Consider the following 15,673-nt stretch of genomic DNA (forward strand, 5'->3'; position numbering starts at 1 on the left):
CATCCGAAAAGGTTGCTGCCCCTCTGGCTGCTCGGTTGGAAGTCCTGTACCGAGCCCTTCTGGTACGAACGCCACCTGGTCATCGCTTCCCTGTACTGCTCCGGTCGCGCCTGCTAAACGGGTTCCACTGAACTTTACGACATGCCCGCGGATGGCTTGCCGGATTGCTTTTGTCCTGCTTTGGTATTGCTCACTCCTTATCCAGGTCACTAACTTCCGGAAATTTGGGCATATCAATTCCCACCAATGGCGCAAGTGCGGTAGCAGCCGCACAGTCGAGCGTAGCCAACCTGTTTATGACCTGCTTCCAGTTCAAGCTGATTTCTAGAACTTGCTGGGCATCCTCCAAAGCGTTCTTTAAGTCAATGGCTGTTCGAAGCCCTTTCATTCGTGCAACGGTGGACCACCGTCGGTCACCGACCCGTTCCGAAAAGTCCCCGTGTTTGCGGCAAAAAACGGAGAATTCTTTCTTTCCGCTGCGGGTCACCACCACAGCGTCGGTCCAGTCACTAGCCATCGTTGATCGCCATTCCTGATGAATCACGAGACTTTCGCCACGCGAGAATGATGTGACTGTAGTCATGGCGTCTCCCTCGCTGACATGGCAGTGCGAATCGCAGGGTGCCAAAGCAGCCGACATGTTCCATTTTTGTCGGCCCGCACAACCGCATACTGTTCAAAACGCTGCATCCACTCGTTGACCAAAGTTAGGGGTACATCGAATACGCAAAAACTTGCCTCTGGCTCCCAATTTCCGCTTCGCGCACAACCGCTTGCAGACACACTGCGAAGGCCAGCGATCTCTATGGCTCTCCCAAGTTCTTGATTGCGCCTAGTGTTCTCCTCCATTGACAGCGACATGCTGAATGGATTCCAGGCAGAAATGACAACGGCGCTTGCCGACTTTTGCGCTTCAAGCCAGTGCTTGAGCTTACGAACCGGGTGGTCAACCTGCAGGACTATGGGATCGTCGGTTTTCTGCACTACGAAATCAGTCAGCCGATAGGCGTCGACCAAGCCTTGAGCCGGCATGACAGGCCGCTCATTTGGCGGCTGTGATTGAATTGCTTCTGCGATGCTCATCGAACTTGCTCCCAGGGAAGGTCGACGTCGGTCCGCCCGAAATGGCCATAAGCCGCCGTCGGATAATAGATAGGCCGAAGAAGGTCCAACTCTTCGATGATGCCTTGTGGACGCAGATCGAATTCGCGCAGGAGCAGTGCTGCAATATCACGATTGCTGCTTGTCTCGGTGCCGAATGTCTCCACTACAAAACTGACCGGCTCGGCCACCCCGATGGCATATGCCAGTTGGACAAGTACCCTGGATGCCCAGCCACGAGCCACTACTTGCTTTGCAAGAAAGCGTGCCATGTAGGCTGCTGAGCGGTCCACTTTTGACGGGTCCTTGCCCGAGAAAGCTCCGCCACCGTGCGGCGCAGAGCCTCCATAGGTATCCACAATGATTTTGCGACCGGTGAGTCCGGCATCGCCCTTAGGGCCGCCAGTAACAAAGCGCCCGGTGGGGTTTATGAGCAGTTGCACTTTGGGTCCCCGTCTGACGCCCTCCAACACCGGGTCGATGATGAAACGTTCTACCTGCTCGCGCAACTCTTCGAGGGAAACGGTCTCATCGTGCTGCGTGGACAGCACCACTGCTTCGACGGTAATGGGCTTTCCATTCACGTAGCGAAAAGTCACCTGTGACTTTGCATCTGGCTGTAGCCAAGGAAGCGCTCCCAACTTGCGCAGTTCTGCTTGGCGCTGCACAAGCCGATGAGCGTAAACAATTGGCGCTGGCATCAGCTCGGGTGTCTCGTCGCAGGCGAAGCCAAACATCAGGCCTTGGTCTCCCGCACCGAGTTCTCCGTCAGCTCTGTCTACGCCCTGGCTGATGTCTGCCGACTGCCGGTTGAAAAGTACGCGCACTTCGCATTGCTGCGGATCTATGCCCGTTTCTGCACTTTTGTAGCCAGTCTCCCAGAGCACAGAACGAACAATTCCCTCCGCGGCCCCGCGAACCGTTTCAAAGTCTTCAGGTCGCCTTGTCTTGAACTCGCCTGCAACGACGACATGTTGGTCAGCAAGCAGCGTCTCGCACGCAACCCGGGCATTGGGGTCGAGAGCGAGAAAAGCATCCAGGATGCGATCAGAAATGCGGTCAGCGCACTTGTCAGGATGTCCCTCGGAAACAGATTCCGAAGAGAAAAGACCGTTTTGAATCATATGGTGGCTCCAAAAACAACTCAGCCCCTGCAAGAACCGGCATTGCCGGTCACCAGGGGCTGTTTCTGGGCCGACGGTTTAGCTGCATTTATTACTCGCCCGCAAGTAGTCCTAAATCGGCGAAGCTTTATTCTGCAGGAAACTGTATGGCCAGTCAACAATGCGCGTTGCAACCTGTTGGCCATACAACTCCCTCGCACGACCCACTGAGTCGACAAACTACCAGTGGACTAGCCACTTCTCAGGCATGACTTCCCTCAGTCAGACGCGCCCAGCTTTCCAGGCCGCTCCTGCGTGAAATGCAAGTCGCTGGAATGCATGCACCAGACAAGCACGTGTGAAGTTGTCACCCTAGGTGCAACAGCGTGTCAATGCCATGCAAGGCTTCCTGCGAACCTGTGCCAATGCCAATATCTCTGGAACTTGGCACTTGCGGTTCTCGTGGGTTAATGCGGATGATGCAGCCATCGAATTCGTGACTGATCCGATGACTAAAGTGACGTACAGAAGGAATGGATGTCCCTGCCCCAATCTCCACAACAACGACTCGCGCCTGACTCTCGGTAATGGTCTCTAGCCATTTCGATTCCCGCCTCGCCTGTGATTCGGTGCGCTGGGTAATCCAGTTCCAATCGTTAAACATGAGGACATTCGGTCGGGCTAAAGCTCCACATTGTGGGCAGCGCGGTGGTGGATTCAGCAGTCGACAGCTTTCTACATCTAACTCGGGTTCAAAATTATCTGCCCGCCAGACCCCAGATCTGCACTCGTTGATACATTGCAAATGATGAATTGAGCCATGGCATTCGCGAATTTGGTCCTCAGAAAACCCAGCTTTCTGAAACTGACCGTCCACGTTGCTGGTGAAGATCCGCGCACCGAGCGCCATGTGCTCACTCCAACGCTTCAGGATGTCGAACCCAGCGTGAGGGGCAGTCTTACGGTACAGAGCCAAACGGTGGCCATAGAAGCCCCAAGCGAGGCTCGGGTTGTGCTCAAACGTGTGCGGGCTGGCGACTTCGGCGAAGTTGAGATTTGCCTTGGCTAGGGCGGGATAGGCACGCCAAAAGCCCCCATTGCCCCGGAAGTCCGGCAGGCCGGAGTCCACCCCGATGCCAGCACCCGCTGCAATAACTAGGGCATCAGCGCTGTAGATTACATCGGCCGCATGTCGAAACTTGGATTCGCCGCAGCTTGCGCTCAAGGTCAGCCCCATACTGGAAATCCAGTCTTTAGCATGATCTGCCGCGTTTCTGCCGACAGCCTGACACCATGCACTTCATAGAGGATTTCATGGCCGCCGTCTGGCACAAATCGCCTCGCTTCTTCGAGAGTCGCGGCTGTGCCCAAGAGCGAGGCCCGTCGCAGCGTTGATGCTCGGACTTCATACCCTGATTCGGACTGCTTGATACTAAAGTTCTCTGGAACGAAAACTCCAAGTTCTACACAGGCAATTCCAAAGGGTTTAACCAGCCGATTGACTTCGCGCGGCAAGATCTGGTCGTAGAGTTGTTTCAGGCCTTTGGCGCCGAATCCCTCATAGCGACGGACCTGATGAACGCCCTTGGTCCAACCCACGGCATCTACCCCTTGGTAGGCCGCATGCAAAAGTACCAGCTTCATGGTGAGGGACGACCACTCCCGCCACAAAGGCGGAAACTGTTCGTGTGCGGGATCTGCTTCGAGCATGTCAATTGCGTCGCGGGTACTTTTCGCCCAATCGCTTTGGACTTCGTGAAGCATCAGCACCTTCTCATCATCTGGACCATCGCGGATGTCGCAGCGGATATGAGCCAGCACATTCCGAATGCTGAAATGGGTCGAGAAAAAACTATTCGGGTAGTAGGGCAAAGTCACCAGCCATTCCCGGTAGTCCTGCCCACCCGTCCAAGCGTGATCGTTCCACCGTCCTAATGCCACGCGCTTGGGAAATCGCTTTTTAGCATCCTTTTTCGACGCCAATGCCGCCCAATAAGGCGTCTCAAACAGCGCTTTGTTTTGAGAATCTGGAAGCGTTCGGCCATCGTGGGAGATGGCAAGCCAGTGGCGCTCTGTACCCCATAGGGTTTGGTGCTCGACCTCCTCTATGCGGTAGCCGAGCACAGGATCAAACTCAACAACATGGCGCTCCTGACCGGCCTGAGGCTTAGGGGCCTTGGCCGCTCGCTTGAATCGGTGCTCTGTAGCGGGCACGAAATTGAGTTGTCGTTGGGCATATCCCACTACGGGGATGACAGACAAACGCGCAGAGGAAAAGTCACAGGCATCCAGCATCTGCTGGGCAGTGACTTTTTTGCCACTTTGTTTCAAAGCTTCCAGATAGTGCAGCAGGCCTGATCGCCTGAGTTCGTCGGAACGTAGCCCCCTATTCTCAAGATTTCGAACAGTACCCTCCCACTGCTTTCCATCAGCCGCTGTTTTACCCATGTCCTGTAATAAGCGCTGCAAGGTACTGAAGACAAACGGCGACCCAAAAGTGTCTTTCGCTGTGGCGGCCGGAAAGAAGTCCCCATGCTGATCGCGGGTTGCCCGCCGCTCTGCCACGACCTCAAGATGTTTTGCTACCGCTTTGAGGAAAGCTATCACTTCGGGGGACCGAAGCTGGCCGCGGTCGGGAGGCTCGCCGTTGGCTTCGGCGTACACGGCATCGCGCCCATTTTTCCAGTCATGTAAGGTACAACCAAGCAGAGAGAGGCCCGTGGCGTACATCCAGGCCACATCTACGAACTTGGCGGGATCGTTGCGACTAGGCTCGGTGCTGATTGCCAGCTGAAATACGTTAATCTGCCCAGATTCCGTGTGCTCCCAAAGGCGGCGCGCTGAAAGGCCATAAGCACTTCCTTCGAGGCGTACTTCCAGGGTTTGGGGGCTAAGCGTCACAAAAGTCTCACGTAAATCGTATGGCTGGCATCAATCTGACTTTAAGCAATGCGCACGTCACGTAGAACTACCGATGCCCGAATCATAGAGCTGATGTGGTGAGATGAAGGGCCTAACTCAAACCCAGTGGGCTGAGCTAACGCAGCTGGGCCGCCTTCACCTTTGGCGGCATCGGGGTGGCCACGAGGTTGTCGGCCGAGTAATGCTGGATGAAGTCCACGCCCCGGTCAGCCGGCGTATTCAACCAGTCACCGTAGCGGCTCTCCGGCAGGATCACAATGATCCGTTTTTCGTCCTCTGCTCGGTGGTAATCCTTCAACAGCGCATGGTCGGTCGCGTTCATCGTGAGCATGGTGAAACTCAGCAGGGGCGGCTTGCCAGGCTCAGTCCACACATCCCACAGCCCTGCTATGCCTACTGGCTGACCGTCTGCCCGGGCAAATCGCGTTGCCACGGCCTTGCCCGTGCGCCAGTCAGGCTCATAAAAGGCGTCGGCCGGCACAATGCAACGCTGTCCCCGTTGCCAGGCAGGGCCAAAGGTGAAGTTCTTTTCGATGCCCTCGATGCGGGCATTGAAGGTCGAACGTACCATCGCCTTCTTGATGTTTTCGGGATCCGGCTTCAGGCGCCATGGCACCAGGCCCCAGCGGCCGAGCATGGCTTCCCTAGCCGGTACCGCCTCGTCGTGTGGATCGCTCTCAGGCGGCTTTCGGACGAACGTGCCGGTGTAGCGCGGCCACATGTCCAGCTTGCCCTGGGGTGGTGTCGGCTGCAGGACGTCGAAATACTTTTTGTAGTCTTCGTAGGCCCGAAGAGCTTCGTAATGGCTACACATCAAAACCTCTCGTAGCGCATTAGGCCATTCGTATCAAGGCCAATCATCGGGCTGCGGATCCTCGCTGCGCGATAGCCGCATTCATGGATGCAATGGAAACGGACTTCTTAGCCAGACCAAACATCCCTTTGAGTTCGGTCACCTCCCGGGTAGCCGCAACAACCTCATAGCGACCTAGCTTGACAGCAAGCTCACGCAGGGCATGGTGAATCACTTGCGTTTCGTCGATCCCCAACAGGTCCGCCAAGCGTTTGGCTGCTACCCGCGTCACACCACTCACGCTATCGGTTGTCCGGTAGCGAACTGTGATTTGGTTGGATGAACGGCGGGCGGCAGCCATATTTCCTATTACTTGATGCTCAAAACCTCTCAATGCCAACACGGCCGGAGACCATGGCCTCACCGCCATGCCGCTCGGGATCGAACAATTTCAGCCTGTCAGCAAGTGTGCGCTGCTGGCGCCCTGGAGCTGGGCCTTCATCGGCTTCGTACTGGGGCAGGTGCTTTACAGCAAGCTCACGCAGGGCAAAGTGAATCACCTGGGTTTCGTTGACCCCCAACAGCTTCGCCAAGCGTTTTAACGTCTCTCGCGACACACCGCTCGGGCTGTCGGACGCCCGCAAACGGAAGGTGATTTGGTTGGACGAAAGGCGGGCGGTGGCCATGGCAATAAATCCTATTAAAAAACATTTCTCCAGGCCCAGCCAATATACTGTATGAATGTACAGCAACCTTCCTCCGGGTGCAGTGGCCTATTCCCCCGGGCCACCATTGCCGATCGCCTGGGTGGAAGGCACAGTGCCGGCAGGATTTCCATCCCCAGCCGCTGATTTTGCAGTCAAACGGCATGACCTGAATGAGCTGCTGATCACCCACCCGGCCGCCACTTTCATGTGGCGGATCTCGGGTCAGTCAATGATTGAGCTGGGGATTTTTGACGGGGACATTGTGGTCGTCAACCGGGCCCTGCTGCCGGCCAAGCACGGCGACATCGTGGTTGCAGAGGTCGACGGTGACTTCACCGTCAAACAGTTCTGGCGCCGCGCTGGCGTGGTGCAGCTGCGGCCGGCTAACCCCACGTACCCAGCCATCCTGTTCCGTGACGGTCAAACCATGACGATCTGCGGCGTTGTCACTGCCACCATCAAGCGCTTCAAGTAATGCCATGTTTGCGCTGGTCGATGGGAACAATTTTTACGTCAGCTGCGAGCGCGCTTTCCGCCCTGCCCTGAAAAACCGCCCTGTGGTGGTCCTGAGCAATAACGACGGCTGCGCCATCGCCCGTAGCAACGAGGCCAAGGCCTTGGGCATTCGCATGGGCGCGCCCTGGTTTGAATGCCGGCAGCTGGCCGAAGAACACGGCGTAGTGGCCTTGTCCGCCAACTTCGTGCTGTACGGAGACATGAGCGACCGCATGATGTCCGTCGCCGCCGGGCTGGGCCCGGGGCAAGAGATCTACAGCATCGATGAGTCCTTCATCGACATGACCGGCCTGCGTGGCGACATCACCGAGCGCGCAAGGCGCGTGCGTGAACGTGTGTTGCAGTGGACCGGCATCCCGACCGGTATAGGCATCGCCAGCACCAAGACCCTGGCCAAGCTCGCAAACCACATCGCCAAGAGCGCCGACCGCAAGCCTGGCAGCTACCCAGCCGAGCTTGCCCGAGTGTGCAATCTGGCCAACCTGCCGGCGGCTGATCTGGACGCCGTGCTACAGGCCACCGCCGTGGGCGAGGTGTGGGGAGTTGGCCGGCGCATCGCAGACCAGCTGAACGAGGGCGGCGTGTTGACCGTGCTTGACCTTGTGCGTCTGGACCCAGCCACCGTGCGCAGGCGCTGGAGCGTGGTGCTGGAGCGTACGGTGCGCGAGCTACAGGGCCAGCAATGCATCAGCCTGGAAGACCAGCCTGCGCCGAAGAAAGAAATCGCCTTTACCCGCAGCTTTGGCGGCGCAGTGACCGAACTGGCTGACTTGGTGGCGGCAGTGACGCGCTTTGCCAGCGGCGCGGCCATCAAGCTGCGCACGCAGGGGAGCAAGGCCGGGCAGCTACAGGTGTTTGCGCACACCAGCGCCTTCAGGCCAGGGCCGAAGTACAGTCGCAGCTTGATCATTCCCCTGCGTCGACCCACAGACGACAGCGTGGTGCTGGTGAACGCGGCAGTGCGCGGCATTGAGGCAATCTACCGACCGGGCTACAACTTCGCCAAGGCTGGCGTGATGCTGCTCGACCTACAGGAAGGTGGCATCGAGCAAGGAGAACTAGACTTGGAGCCCGAACCACAGTCTCGCGGTCATCTAATGGGCACTCTGGACAAGCTGAATGATCGCTTCGGCCGAGGCACCGTGACGCTGGCCAGTGCCGGCGTCAAAGGACCCCAGCGCGATTTCGAAATGAAGCAGAACCTGCTAACGCCGCAATACACCACCAGCTGGGAAGACCTGCCTGTAGCGAAAGCGTAACGCTCAGGAGTATTTGGAATTTGGGGTTGAGGAGGCGGCTTCTTCATTAGAACGAAGTAGTAACTTCCCATTGCCACTCAGTTTGGGCAGCCATGAATCTTTCTTCCTGCCATAAGGGAGACGGTTGACCTTAGTCCCATGAAATAATCCCAACAGCGTGGACCCGATTCGGCAACGAGGCGGGAGGTTCGGTATCCGCCGCGTGCCACCAAACTAGTACGCCCAAGTCAAATGATCGTTTTTCTAGACATCGAATTCACCGATCTTCTGGATCCCCAATTGCTCAGCCTTGGACTTGCGGATCTTGAGGGCCACGAGTTCTACGCAGAGCTCGACCTGGAATCGGCTATCGGCAAAGCCCGTCTCAAGACCTCATCGGAGTTTGTCCGCTACAACGGCGTCATTGACCAATGGGGCCTTGTCTCGGGTGCTTCAGGAACTGAGTGGGAAATGGGCCGTCGAGCAGGAGAATGGATCCTTGGGCTTGCTACCGGCACTGGACGAAGTATTGAAATCGCTTTCGATTACTCCATGGACTATGAGTTGTTGGAGTACGCCATACGGGATGCCGGCTTATGGGAGCAAGTGCGAGAAGTCGTGATCCCGAGAAATATCGACGCTATCTCTGGAACCATCACAGGAGAGCTCGCGGCTGAAGAATGCTATCGCTCCCTCAAGACCCGAGGTCTTGCACGACACCATGCCCTCGCTGACGCCCTGGCTCTCCGGGCGGCCTACTTGGCGAAATCCGCTGCGCTTCTGCTTGGGTCCCAATCAAGTTGAATTTTGGGCGGATGGACGCCTGCGTACCCCTACAAGTCGGCATGCTCTTGAGCCCCAAGCGACTCGACCAGCCATACAGATCGTTAGGCGAGTGCTTACTACTTCAACGGAAACGTGCGGTAGAGAACCCTTTTGTGAAAGCTTTTAAGTGGTGTGGCAAGCAGGGAGTCAGCATACGTCGCCCCCTCTGCTGTCTCGTAGAGATCGGCCAACTGCCCAATCTGCGACGGCTCTTCAGCACTCCAGACCGCCCGCAATGGCTCCATCTTCCATTGGCTGGTGCCGTTGAAGGGACCAGGGGTAACGATGAATACCGAGTCAAGCTGCAGTCCCCCATTCTCTTCCATTTGTGCCAATCCTTCGACATCAGTGATGTTGGAGACAAGCATCGTTCGGCTGACTCGTGATGAGTCATCGTCAATCGATTCGGGTTGAGTCAGCGAAACAAGAAACCACGGGCGCTGAAGAGCCAGCTCTGCTGCTCTCCAATGAGCCAGTCCGTCTCCAAAGGGGTTCAATGGCGCTTTGTGCTCTTTATATGTAACAAACATGTTAGTGCCCCGGCAAAAATCAGTAAGTAGATACCAAGGGTGGTCCACAGCGTTGCTCTTGCAGCAAACCCAGTAACCTAGCCATTTGACCTCTGGACAATAGCGCTACGCGCCAGCTTGAGCCTATGAAAGGAGCAAGCCATATAAAAGGGCGGACTTGCAGAATTTAGTGGCGTCACACATGATCAACTCCAAAAGTCATTTAGCTGTCTATAGACACGTGTCAAAAGTATACAACCTTGCAATAGTCGTCTGTAATGCGACCGAGCAAGAATCAGGAACTTATCCAGGCAATGGCCGTTGAAATCAAGGCGCGTCGGCACACCCTGGAATTGAGCCAAGACGATCTGGCTGGGCGTTGCGAACTTGACCGTCCTTACATTTCCCTAATGGAAGTAGCTCGCAAGCAGCCAACAATTAGCGTGTTGCTGCGATTGGCTGAGGGTTTGGAGTACAGCCTGCCTGAATTTATGAAGCGCGTCATGAAGCGGTATCAACATGAACAAGATGCGAGAGGCAAGCGGTAGGTCATTTTTCCTGAATAGGGATGTCTGCTTTGAATTCCGAAGCAGATACCCGACAGCATGGGATACATTGTCTAAACCTGATCTATAAATCGGGCTACACAAGGAGCATTCATGTTCAAGAAATTTATCGCGATCGCCGTTCTCGGTTTCACCGGCTCAGCCTTCGCTCAAGACGCCACCTGCACCGCCAACGCCACTGAGAAAAAGTTGTCCGGCGCCGCCAAAATCTCTTTCCTCAAAAAGTGCGAGAAAGATGCGGCAGCCAAGTGCGACATCGCCAGCAAAGAGAAGAAGCTTTCCGGCGCAGCCAAGAACAGCTTCAGCAAGAAGTGCGTCAAGGACGCCGTCGGCGCAGCTTAATTTCCTGCGGGTGCTTGTCGGACGGCGGCCTTGATCCGCCGAACCTCCCACGGCGCTGATGGCATTTTTTCCCGCCAAAGGCCGCGCCGCTGAGATTTAGCCTCTGCTTCGGCATTCGCATATGCTTCGCGGTCTGCCGGCGCTTGCTCATTCGCGTAAGCGATGTAGTGCCAAGCCATGCCTTTCTTGACCTGTTCAAGATTCACGTCTGTACCCTCGTGCTGTACCTTGCCGACCTTGCGCCGGTACCGGTCCTCTTTGCTGGATTCAACGACCACCTGCTTGTTGAACACCATCTCGCTCAGTGATTCCTTGGCCAGGTTTCCAAAAGGCTGTCCTTTCTCCGGCGCATCAATGCCAGACAAACGGATCTTGAACTGCTGATCGCTCGCATCCTTGACAGTGAGGGTGTCGCCATCAGTCACGCCCACAACCCGTCCCGCGATGGTTTCCGAACTGGCCACCTGCGAGCCAAGTGCCAGGATCAAGCCTATCCACACGCGGGATGAGCTGTTCCAGTCTCGGCCGGGGACCGGGGTTGAGAACGAGGGAAAAAGACGGCCGAACGTCATGACTCGGTTGAGGATAACCAGTGCCTGGCGGTGGTGGCGATGATCACTGCCGCGCGGGCACGAATGGGACAAGCAGCCGCTGGCTTGCGGCCGATGCTAAAAGGCCAGACCGGGGTACGCACCGGGCGCGTCGGCAGAGATGGAGGCGCAGCTTGAACGGCTGCGCGGAGGTGAGGGGAGGGACTCATGCTTAGTGCTCTGGTATCTGAATGGCAAGCATGGTACTTGCAAACTGTATGGATGTACAGTATGATTTACCTATGGATACGCTCCTGCCCACTCAGTGGATTGCCCAGTGCGCCGACCGGCTTCATCAGCGGTGGCGCACGGTCGAGCCGGCCCAATTGGAGGAACTGGCGGTGGACCTATGGAAAGACGTGCAGTTGCGCGCAATGCTGCCAGAAGAAGCTGCGGCGGTTTGGCTGGGTCCAGTGAAAGTCCAGGGAGACGTCTTCGCTAAAAACAACGCTGCGAATTAATGTCGCGAATGGAGTACCCGGCAGCGCGGCCCAGCGTGCGCTTGGCCGGGTTCTCAGAGCATGCTGTGATGCACTGAACCTGTACCCGCCCAGCTTTCGCGTGGGGCGAAAAATTCCCACATTTGCATTTGCATTGGCGGTTCGACCGTTTGTTGATAGTTGTTATCGAAAAAGGCAGATAATCAGGGTGCCTCAGGGGCGTGATCCATACTTCAGCAATTAGAGCTTCGGTATCCACGCACTGAGGCTTTTTTACGCCTAAACATTTCAGACAAGCAAGCCACACGCCTCCCACAGTTCCCTCTGCATGTCCAAGTGGTCCGCGCAGGCCCGCATGACAGATCATCTATGGCTAGGTATTGAACGACGACGCCGGAATCACCGGGAGATCATTTTCTATCATCTGCTGGTTAACATGTGCCCTTAAGGATGGGGAGGATTACTCGATATTCAGCCCTACCTCCAATGACAGGCCAGTAAACCGTGCAACATATCTGGAAACCTAACGCACCGGGAAAGTTTTTCACTAAAACGCCGGAATGGTCGTTGGAGCTAACTGACGAGGAGTTTGCCCTTAGGGTGCAGGGTCAAGCCATGAGGGGAAATGTTGAGCTCTTGGCCGGATTAGTCGTAAATCCAGGGACCTTTTGGGCGACATTGATAGTCCACGGAGCTCATGGAAACACCCTGGCACTTGATGGCATTCCCAATACCGCAGCGCTGGAACTGAAGAAGGCAGTTACCGCGGCCATCGAGGGCAAGAGGTACCGTGAAAAGGTCGCCGAGCTCATCAAGAGTTTTGGCGTTCACGTACACCCAGTGGTCAATTGGGCACGGACGACCGTCGAGGCGTGCAAATTTCAACTGAATCAGCGAGGCTGGCTGAGTCACGAGTTCATGAATCGCATAAGTGCCGGCAAGCCTAAAGAGCTGCTCCAACTTCTGATGAACCCTGAAGTCGAGCGACATCTGGATGGACAGTCCGACCCCGTCAAAAATGCGGTCCAGCTGTGGCGCAGGCCCTGCGAGGAATTCATCAGCGGCATAAATCGGCGTCACGCGGACAAGGTGGTCAAGGACGATCAAGCCTTTTTCGACAGTGTGGAGAAGTCTCCACTGACTACAGAGCAGCGCGAAGCGGTTATCTGCCTTGACAACCGAGTACTCCTTGTCGCCTCCGCTGGCTCGGGCAAGACTTCGACCATGGTGGCAAAGGCCGGATATGTGCTTCAGCATGGCTATTTCTCAGCCGAAAAAATGCTGCTCCTTGCATTTAACAATGACGCCGCGGCGGAGCTGCGTGAGCGCATCCAAAGGCGCCTCCTGCCGCTGGGCCTACCGGCGGACAAGGTTGTTGCCAAGACATTCCACGCATTTAGCCTGGACATCATTGGCATCGCAACCGGCAAGCGTCCATCCCTGGCTCCGTGGCTCGAGAACGGCCAGGACCTGGATGCACTCCTCCAGATGGCGGATGCGCTTAAGGATGGTGACCCAGTTTTCCGAACCAACTGGGACTTGTTCCGGCTCGTTTTCGGCCAAGACCTACCGAAATTTGGTCTGGAACAAGAGTCTCCCGACTCGTGGGACAACCAACAGCGTCGAGGCGGCTTCTGGACGCTCAACAACGAGGTGGTCAAAAGTCGAGGCGAGGCCCTTATAGCCAATTGGTTGTTCTACAACGGCGTGCGATACGTGTACGAAGGTCCGTACGAGCATGAGACCGCAGACGCTACGCATCGGCAGTACAGACCTGATTTCTACTTGCCTGACGCCCAGGCCTACCTGGAACATTGGGCGTTGGATGAAAAGGGTGAGCCGCCGAAAGAGTTTGTTGGGTACAAGGATGGAATGACGTGGAAGCGCAATCTGCATGCGCAGCATGAAACCAAACTCCTCGAAACGACCATGGCCGAACTGTGGTCAGGCAAGGCGTTCAGGTACCTCGTCGATGAGCTGCCCAAGCTGGGAGTTGCCCTGGATCCCAACCCGGAGCGACCGATACCTGGGCGTAATCCCATTGAGAGCCCACGGCTGGCACGCACTTTCCGTTCGTTTTTGACACATGCCAAGAGCAACAGACTGACCATAGCCGAGCTGCGAAATCGGCTGGACGCTGGTGCCGCAGGGAGTTTTCGATTCCGACACGAGATGTTTCTTCAACTCTTCGAGAAGTTGTGGATGGCATGGGAGGAAAAGCTGCGTTCCAGCCAATGCATCGACTTTGAGGACATGCTCAATCTGGCTACCGAGTGCGTAGAAAGCGGGCGTTGGGTCAGCCCGTATGAGCTTGTCATGGTTGATGAGTTTCAAGACGCCAGCCAAGCTCGGGCCCGTTTGGTGGCAAGTCTGATGCGCGGATCTGAGAAATACCTCTTTGCGGTCGGCGACGATTGGCAGAGCATTAATCGTTTCGCGGGCGCCGACCTGGCGGTGATGACCGATTTCGAAGGCAAGTTTGGTAAAGCCGTCACTCTTCGGCTCGAGATGACGTTTCGCTGCCCGCCATCTCTGTGTGAAATCAGTAGCACCTTTGTTCGAAAAAACCCACGGCAAATTGCCAAAAAAGTTCGATCTTCCAAGCCCGATATCGAATATCCGGTCCGCATCGTCAGCGTGGAGAGTGAGCACCACATCCGCTCCGCAGTGGAGGGTCGTGTTAACGAGATTGCGCAAGAAGCGGCCAGCGTCGGAAAAAAGGCCAAGGTTTACCTTTTGGGACGGTATCGTAAGGATGTAGCCTTCCTGCCAGTAACGTACAACGCCCAGTGGGTAGCGGTTGAGTTCATTACCGTTCACTCATCTAAGGGCCTGGAAGCTGACCATGTCATTCTTCCTCGGATGACGTCGGAGAAACTGGGCTTCCCGAGTCGAATTGCTGATGACCCCGTGTTGCAGTTAGCGATGCCTGACGGCGACTCGTATGAATACGCTGAAGAGCGTCGCCTCTTCTATGTTGCACTCACCCGAGCAAGGTCAACAGCTACCCTCATCACGCTCACACACAAGGAGTCGCCATTTATCAGTGAATTGGTGAAGGAGCAGCGGCTAGCGGTGCTCAATGCTGATGGCTCTCCGAGTACAGGCGAGGTGTGTCCTGGGCCAAGTTGTGGAGGAGGCTTTCTGGTGCAGCGAAGGGGGAAGTACGGAATGTTTTTTGGATGCAGCACTTTCCCTCGCTGTTCATACACGCGAAATATTCCTGGGGATATGCGACGGCGATCTAGCGGGTAGAGTTGCGCTGTTGCAATTCGTCTAACAACAAATGGGGAGGTAAAAAGTGTCGATATTTCAGATCATAGTTAGTGCAATCGAGTCGCAGTTTGAGGCACTAGCGGGAGTAGTGGAGCGACACCCGATCCCAGCGGCCGCTGTCACTATCGCTTCGATTGCAGTTGCAGCATGGACGAATCAGAAAAATCGGGCGACGACTATTTTTGGTCACTCGATGCAAGCCGTCACTCACTTGGATCATCGTTGGGAATCGGAGGATTTGAAGGCGCATAAGCGCTTGGCTGCGGCCTATCTTCACGATTGTTTAACAGAGCCCGGTACGCCTCGCCCGCGTACAGTTTATGAAGAAGAAGCGTTGACTTCGATATTCAATTTTCTAGAGACGGTGGGGTGCTTTGTAAAAACAGGCGCAATAGCACATCGCCTTTCATGGCAGCTTTTTGGAAGCGCTGCTCAACTCTATGTCGAGGGTGCAAGCTCACAGCTCAAAGGCTATCGAAATCCGCACCTCACGGTCTACTCAGAGTTGCAGTACTTATACAACATTGCGCGAGTGGAAGAGCAGAGGTGGGATTGGCCATTGGCTTGGGTGTGGCGACGTTTGACTGCCGCCCGCCTAACCTGGAGCAGCCACCGCAACCACACTTCGAATTGGGCCTTGTGGTGGTGGCTACCGTATGCGATGGCATTTGGTCGTGTGCACACAAGTCGTGTATTACCGTCGCTTCTTTCGGAGGAGGAACTTCTCAGGACCTTTGAAAGTTAT

General features: G+C 55.9%; 17 protein-coding genes. 7 read left to right on the top strand and 10 right to left on the bottom strand.

Going from position 1 to position 15,673, the window contains the following annotated elements:
• Positions 1-190: 190 nt before the first annotated feature.
• The 8 genes from Q8L50_RS07725 to Q8L50_RS07760 form a co-directional block, all read right to left on the bottom strand.
• A complete protein-coding gene (locus Q8L50_RS07725; protein ID WP_305348085.1) occupies positions 191-583 on the bottom strand; it encodes a hypothetical protein in 393 nt (130 codons plus the stop codon).
• On the bottom strand, positions 580-1,083 hold the full coding sequence (locus Q8L50_RS07730; RefSeq protein WP_305348086.1) for a DUF3293 domain-containing protein: 504 nt from the start codon (positions 1,081-1,083) through the stop codon (positions 580-582). Before Q8L50_RS07730 ends, Q8L50_RS07725 begins: the two co-directional genes overlap by 4 nt.
• The gene (metK, locus tag Q8L50_RS07735; protein ID WP_305348087.1) at positions 1,080-2,225 is read right to left on the bottom strand and encodes a methionine adenosyltransferase; all 1,146 of its coding nucleotides are present in this window, start codon (positions 2,223-2,225) and stop codon (positions 1,080-1,082) included. The genes Q8L50_RS07730 and metK overlap by 4 nt, the downstream gene beginning before the upstream one ends.
• 346 nt (positions 2,226-2,571) lie before the next feature.
• Positions 2,572-3,441 carry a Sir2 family NAD-dependent protein deacetylase gene (locus Q8L50_RS07740; RefSeq protein WP_305348088.1) on the bottom strand — a complete coding sequence of 290 codons (870 nt, stop codon included), beginning with the start codon at positions 3,439-3,441 and terminating at the stop codon, positions 2,572-2,574.
• On the bottom strand, positions 3,432-5,105 hold the full coding sequence (locus Q8L50_RS07745) for a hypothetical protein (protein WP_305348089.1): 1,674 nt from the start codon (positions 5,103-5,105) through the stop codon (positions 3,432-3,434). Before Q8L50_RS07745 ends, Q8L50_RS07740 begins: the two co-directional genes overlap by 10 nt.
• A 136-nt stretch (positions 5,106-5,241) precedes the next feature.
• Complete coding sequence (locus Q8L50_RS07750) at positions 5,242-5,940, bottom strand: SOS response-associated peptidase (RefSeq protein ID WP_305348090.1); 699 nt, start codon at positions 5,938-5,940, stop codon at positions 5,242-5,244.
• A 43-nt stretch (positions 5,941-5,983) separates the two neighbouring features.
• Positions 5,984-6,280 (bottom strand): hypothetical protein, encoded by a 297-nt coding sequence (locus Q8L50_RS07755; protein ID WP_305348091.1) that lies wholly within the window; start codon positions 6,278-6,280, stop codon positions 5,984-5,986.
• Positions 6,281-6,299: 19 nt separating this feature from the next.
• The gene (locus Q8L50_RS07760; RefSeq protein ID WP_305348092.1) at positions 6,300-6,605 is read right to left on the bottom strand and encodes a hypothetical protein; all 306 of its coding nucleotides are present in this window, start codon (positions 6,603-6,605) and stop codon (positions 6,300-6,302) included.
• A gap of 55 nt (positions 6,606-6,660) precedes the next feature.
• On the opposite strand from Q8L50_RS07760, the gene Q8L50_RS07765 reads away from it, so the two are divergent.
• From Q8L50_RS07765 to Q8L50_RS07775, 3 genes are all read left to right on the top strand, one after another.
• Complete coding sequence (locus tag Q8L50_RS07765) at positions 6,661-7,101, top strand: LexA family transcriptional regulator (protein ID WP_305348093.1); 441 nt, start codon at positions 6,661-6,663, stop codon at positions 7,099-7,101.
• A 4-nt stretch (positions 7,102-7,105) separates the two neighbouring features.
• Positions 7,106-8,401: a Y-family DNA polymerase gene (locus Q8L50_RS07770; RefSeq protein WP_305348094.1), complete on the top strand. Its 1,296-nt coding sequence runs from the start codon at positions 7,106-7,108 to the stop codon at positions 8,399-8,401.
• 231 nt (positions 8,402-8,632) lie between these two features.
• Positions 8,633-9,184 (top strand): hypothetical protein, encoded by a 552-nt coding sequence (locus Q8L50_RS07775; RefSeq protein WP_305348095.1) that lies wholly within the window; start codon positions 8,633-8,635, stop codon positions 9,182-9,184.
• A gap of 98 nt (positions 9,185-9,282) precedes the next feature.
• On the opposite strand, the gene Q8L50_RS07780 is transcribed toward Q8L50_RS07775, so the two are convergent.
• Positions 9,283-9,735: a hypothetical protein gene (locus Q8L50_RS07780; RefSeq protein WP_305348096.1), complete on the bottom strand. Its 453-nt coding sequence runs from the start codon at positions 9,733-9,735 to the stop codon at positions 9,283-9,285.
• Between the two features lie 293 nt (positions 9,736-10,028).
• Between Q8L50_RS07780 and Q8L50_RS07785 the strand changes: the two genes are divergently transcribed.
• Both Q8L50_RS07785 and Q8L50_RS07790 read left to right on the top strand, forming a co-directional pair.
• Positions 10,029-10,262 carry a helix-turn-helix domain-containing protein gene (locus tag Q8L50_RS07785; protein WP_305348097.1) on the top strand — a complete coding sequence of 78 codons (234 nt, stop codon included), beginning with the start codon at positions 10,029-10,031 and terminating at the stop codon, positions 10,260-10,262.
• Between the two features lie 111 nt (positions 10,263-10,373).
• Positions 10,374-10,622 carry a hypothetical protein gene (locus Q8L50_RS07790; RefSeq protein WP_305348098.1) on the top strand — a complete coding sequence of 83 codons (249 nt, stop codon included), beginning with the start codon at positions 10,374-10,376 and terminating at the stop codon, positions 10,620-10,622.
• Here Q8L50_RS07790 and Q8L50_RS07795 read toward each other — a convergent pair.
• Positions 10,619-11,110 carry a thermonuclease family protein gene (locus Q8L50_RS07795; protein WP_305348099.1) on the bottom strand — a complete coding sequence of 164 codons (492 nt, stop codon included), beginning with the start codon at positions 11,108-11,110 and terminating at the stop codon, positions 10,619-10,621. The two genes, Q8L50_RS07790 and Q8L50_RS07795, sit on opposite strands and share 4 nt — an antisense overlap.
• A gap of 344 nt (positions 11,111-11,454) precedes the next feature.
• On the opposite strand from Q8L50_RS07795, the gene Q8L50_RS07800 reads away from it, so the two are divergent.
• The gene (locus Q8L50_RS07800) at positions 11,455-11,673 is read left to right on the top strand and encodes a hypothetical protein (protein WP_305348100.1); all 219 of its coding nucleotides are present in this window, start codon (positions 11,455-11,457) and stop codon (positions 11,671-11,673) included.
• 483 nt (positions 11,674-12,156) lie between these two features.
• On the top strand, positions 12,157-14,907 hold the full coding sequence (locus tag Q8L50_RS07805) for a UvrD-helicase domain-containing protein (protein ID WP_305348101.1): 2,751 nt from the start codon (positions 12,157-12,159) through the stop codon (positions 14,905-14,907).
• Positions 14,908-15,673 lie beyond the last annotated feature (766 nt).

The sequence above is a fragment of the Polaromonas sp. genome, from assembly GCF_030680935.1.
In the GTDB taxonomy this organism is placed as follows: Bacteria; Pseudomonadota; Gammaproteobacteria; order Burkholderiales; family Burkholderiaceae_C; genus Polaromonas.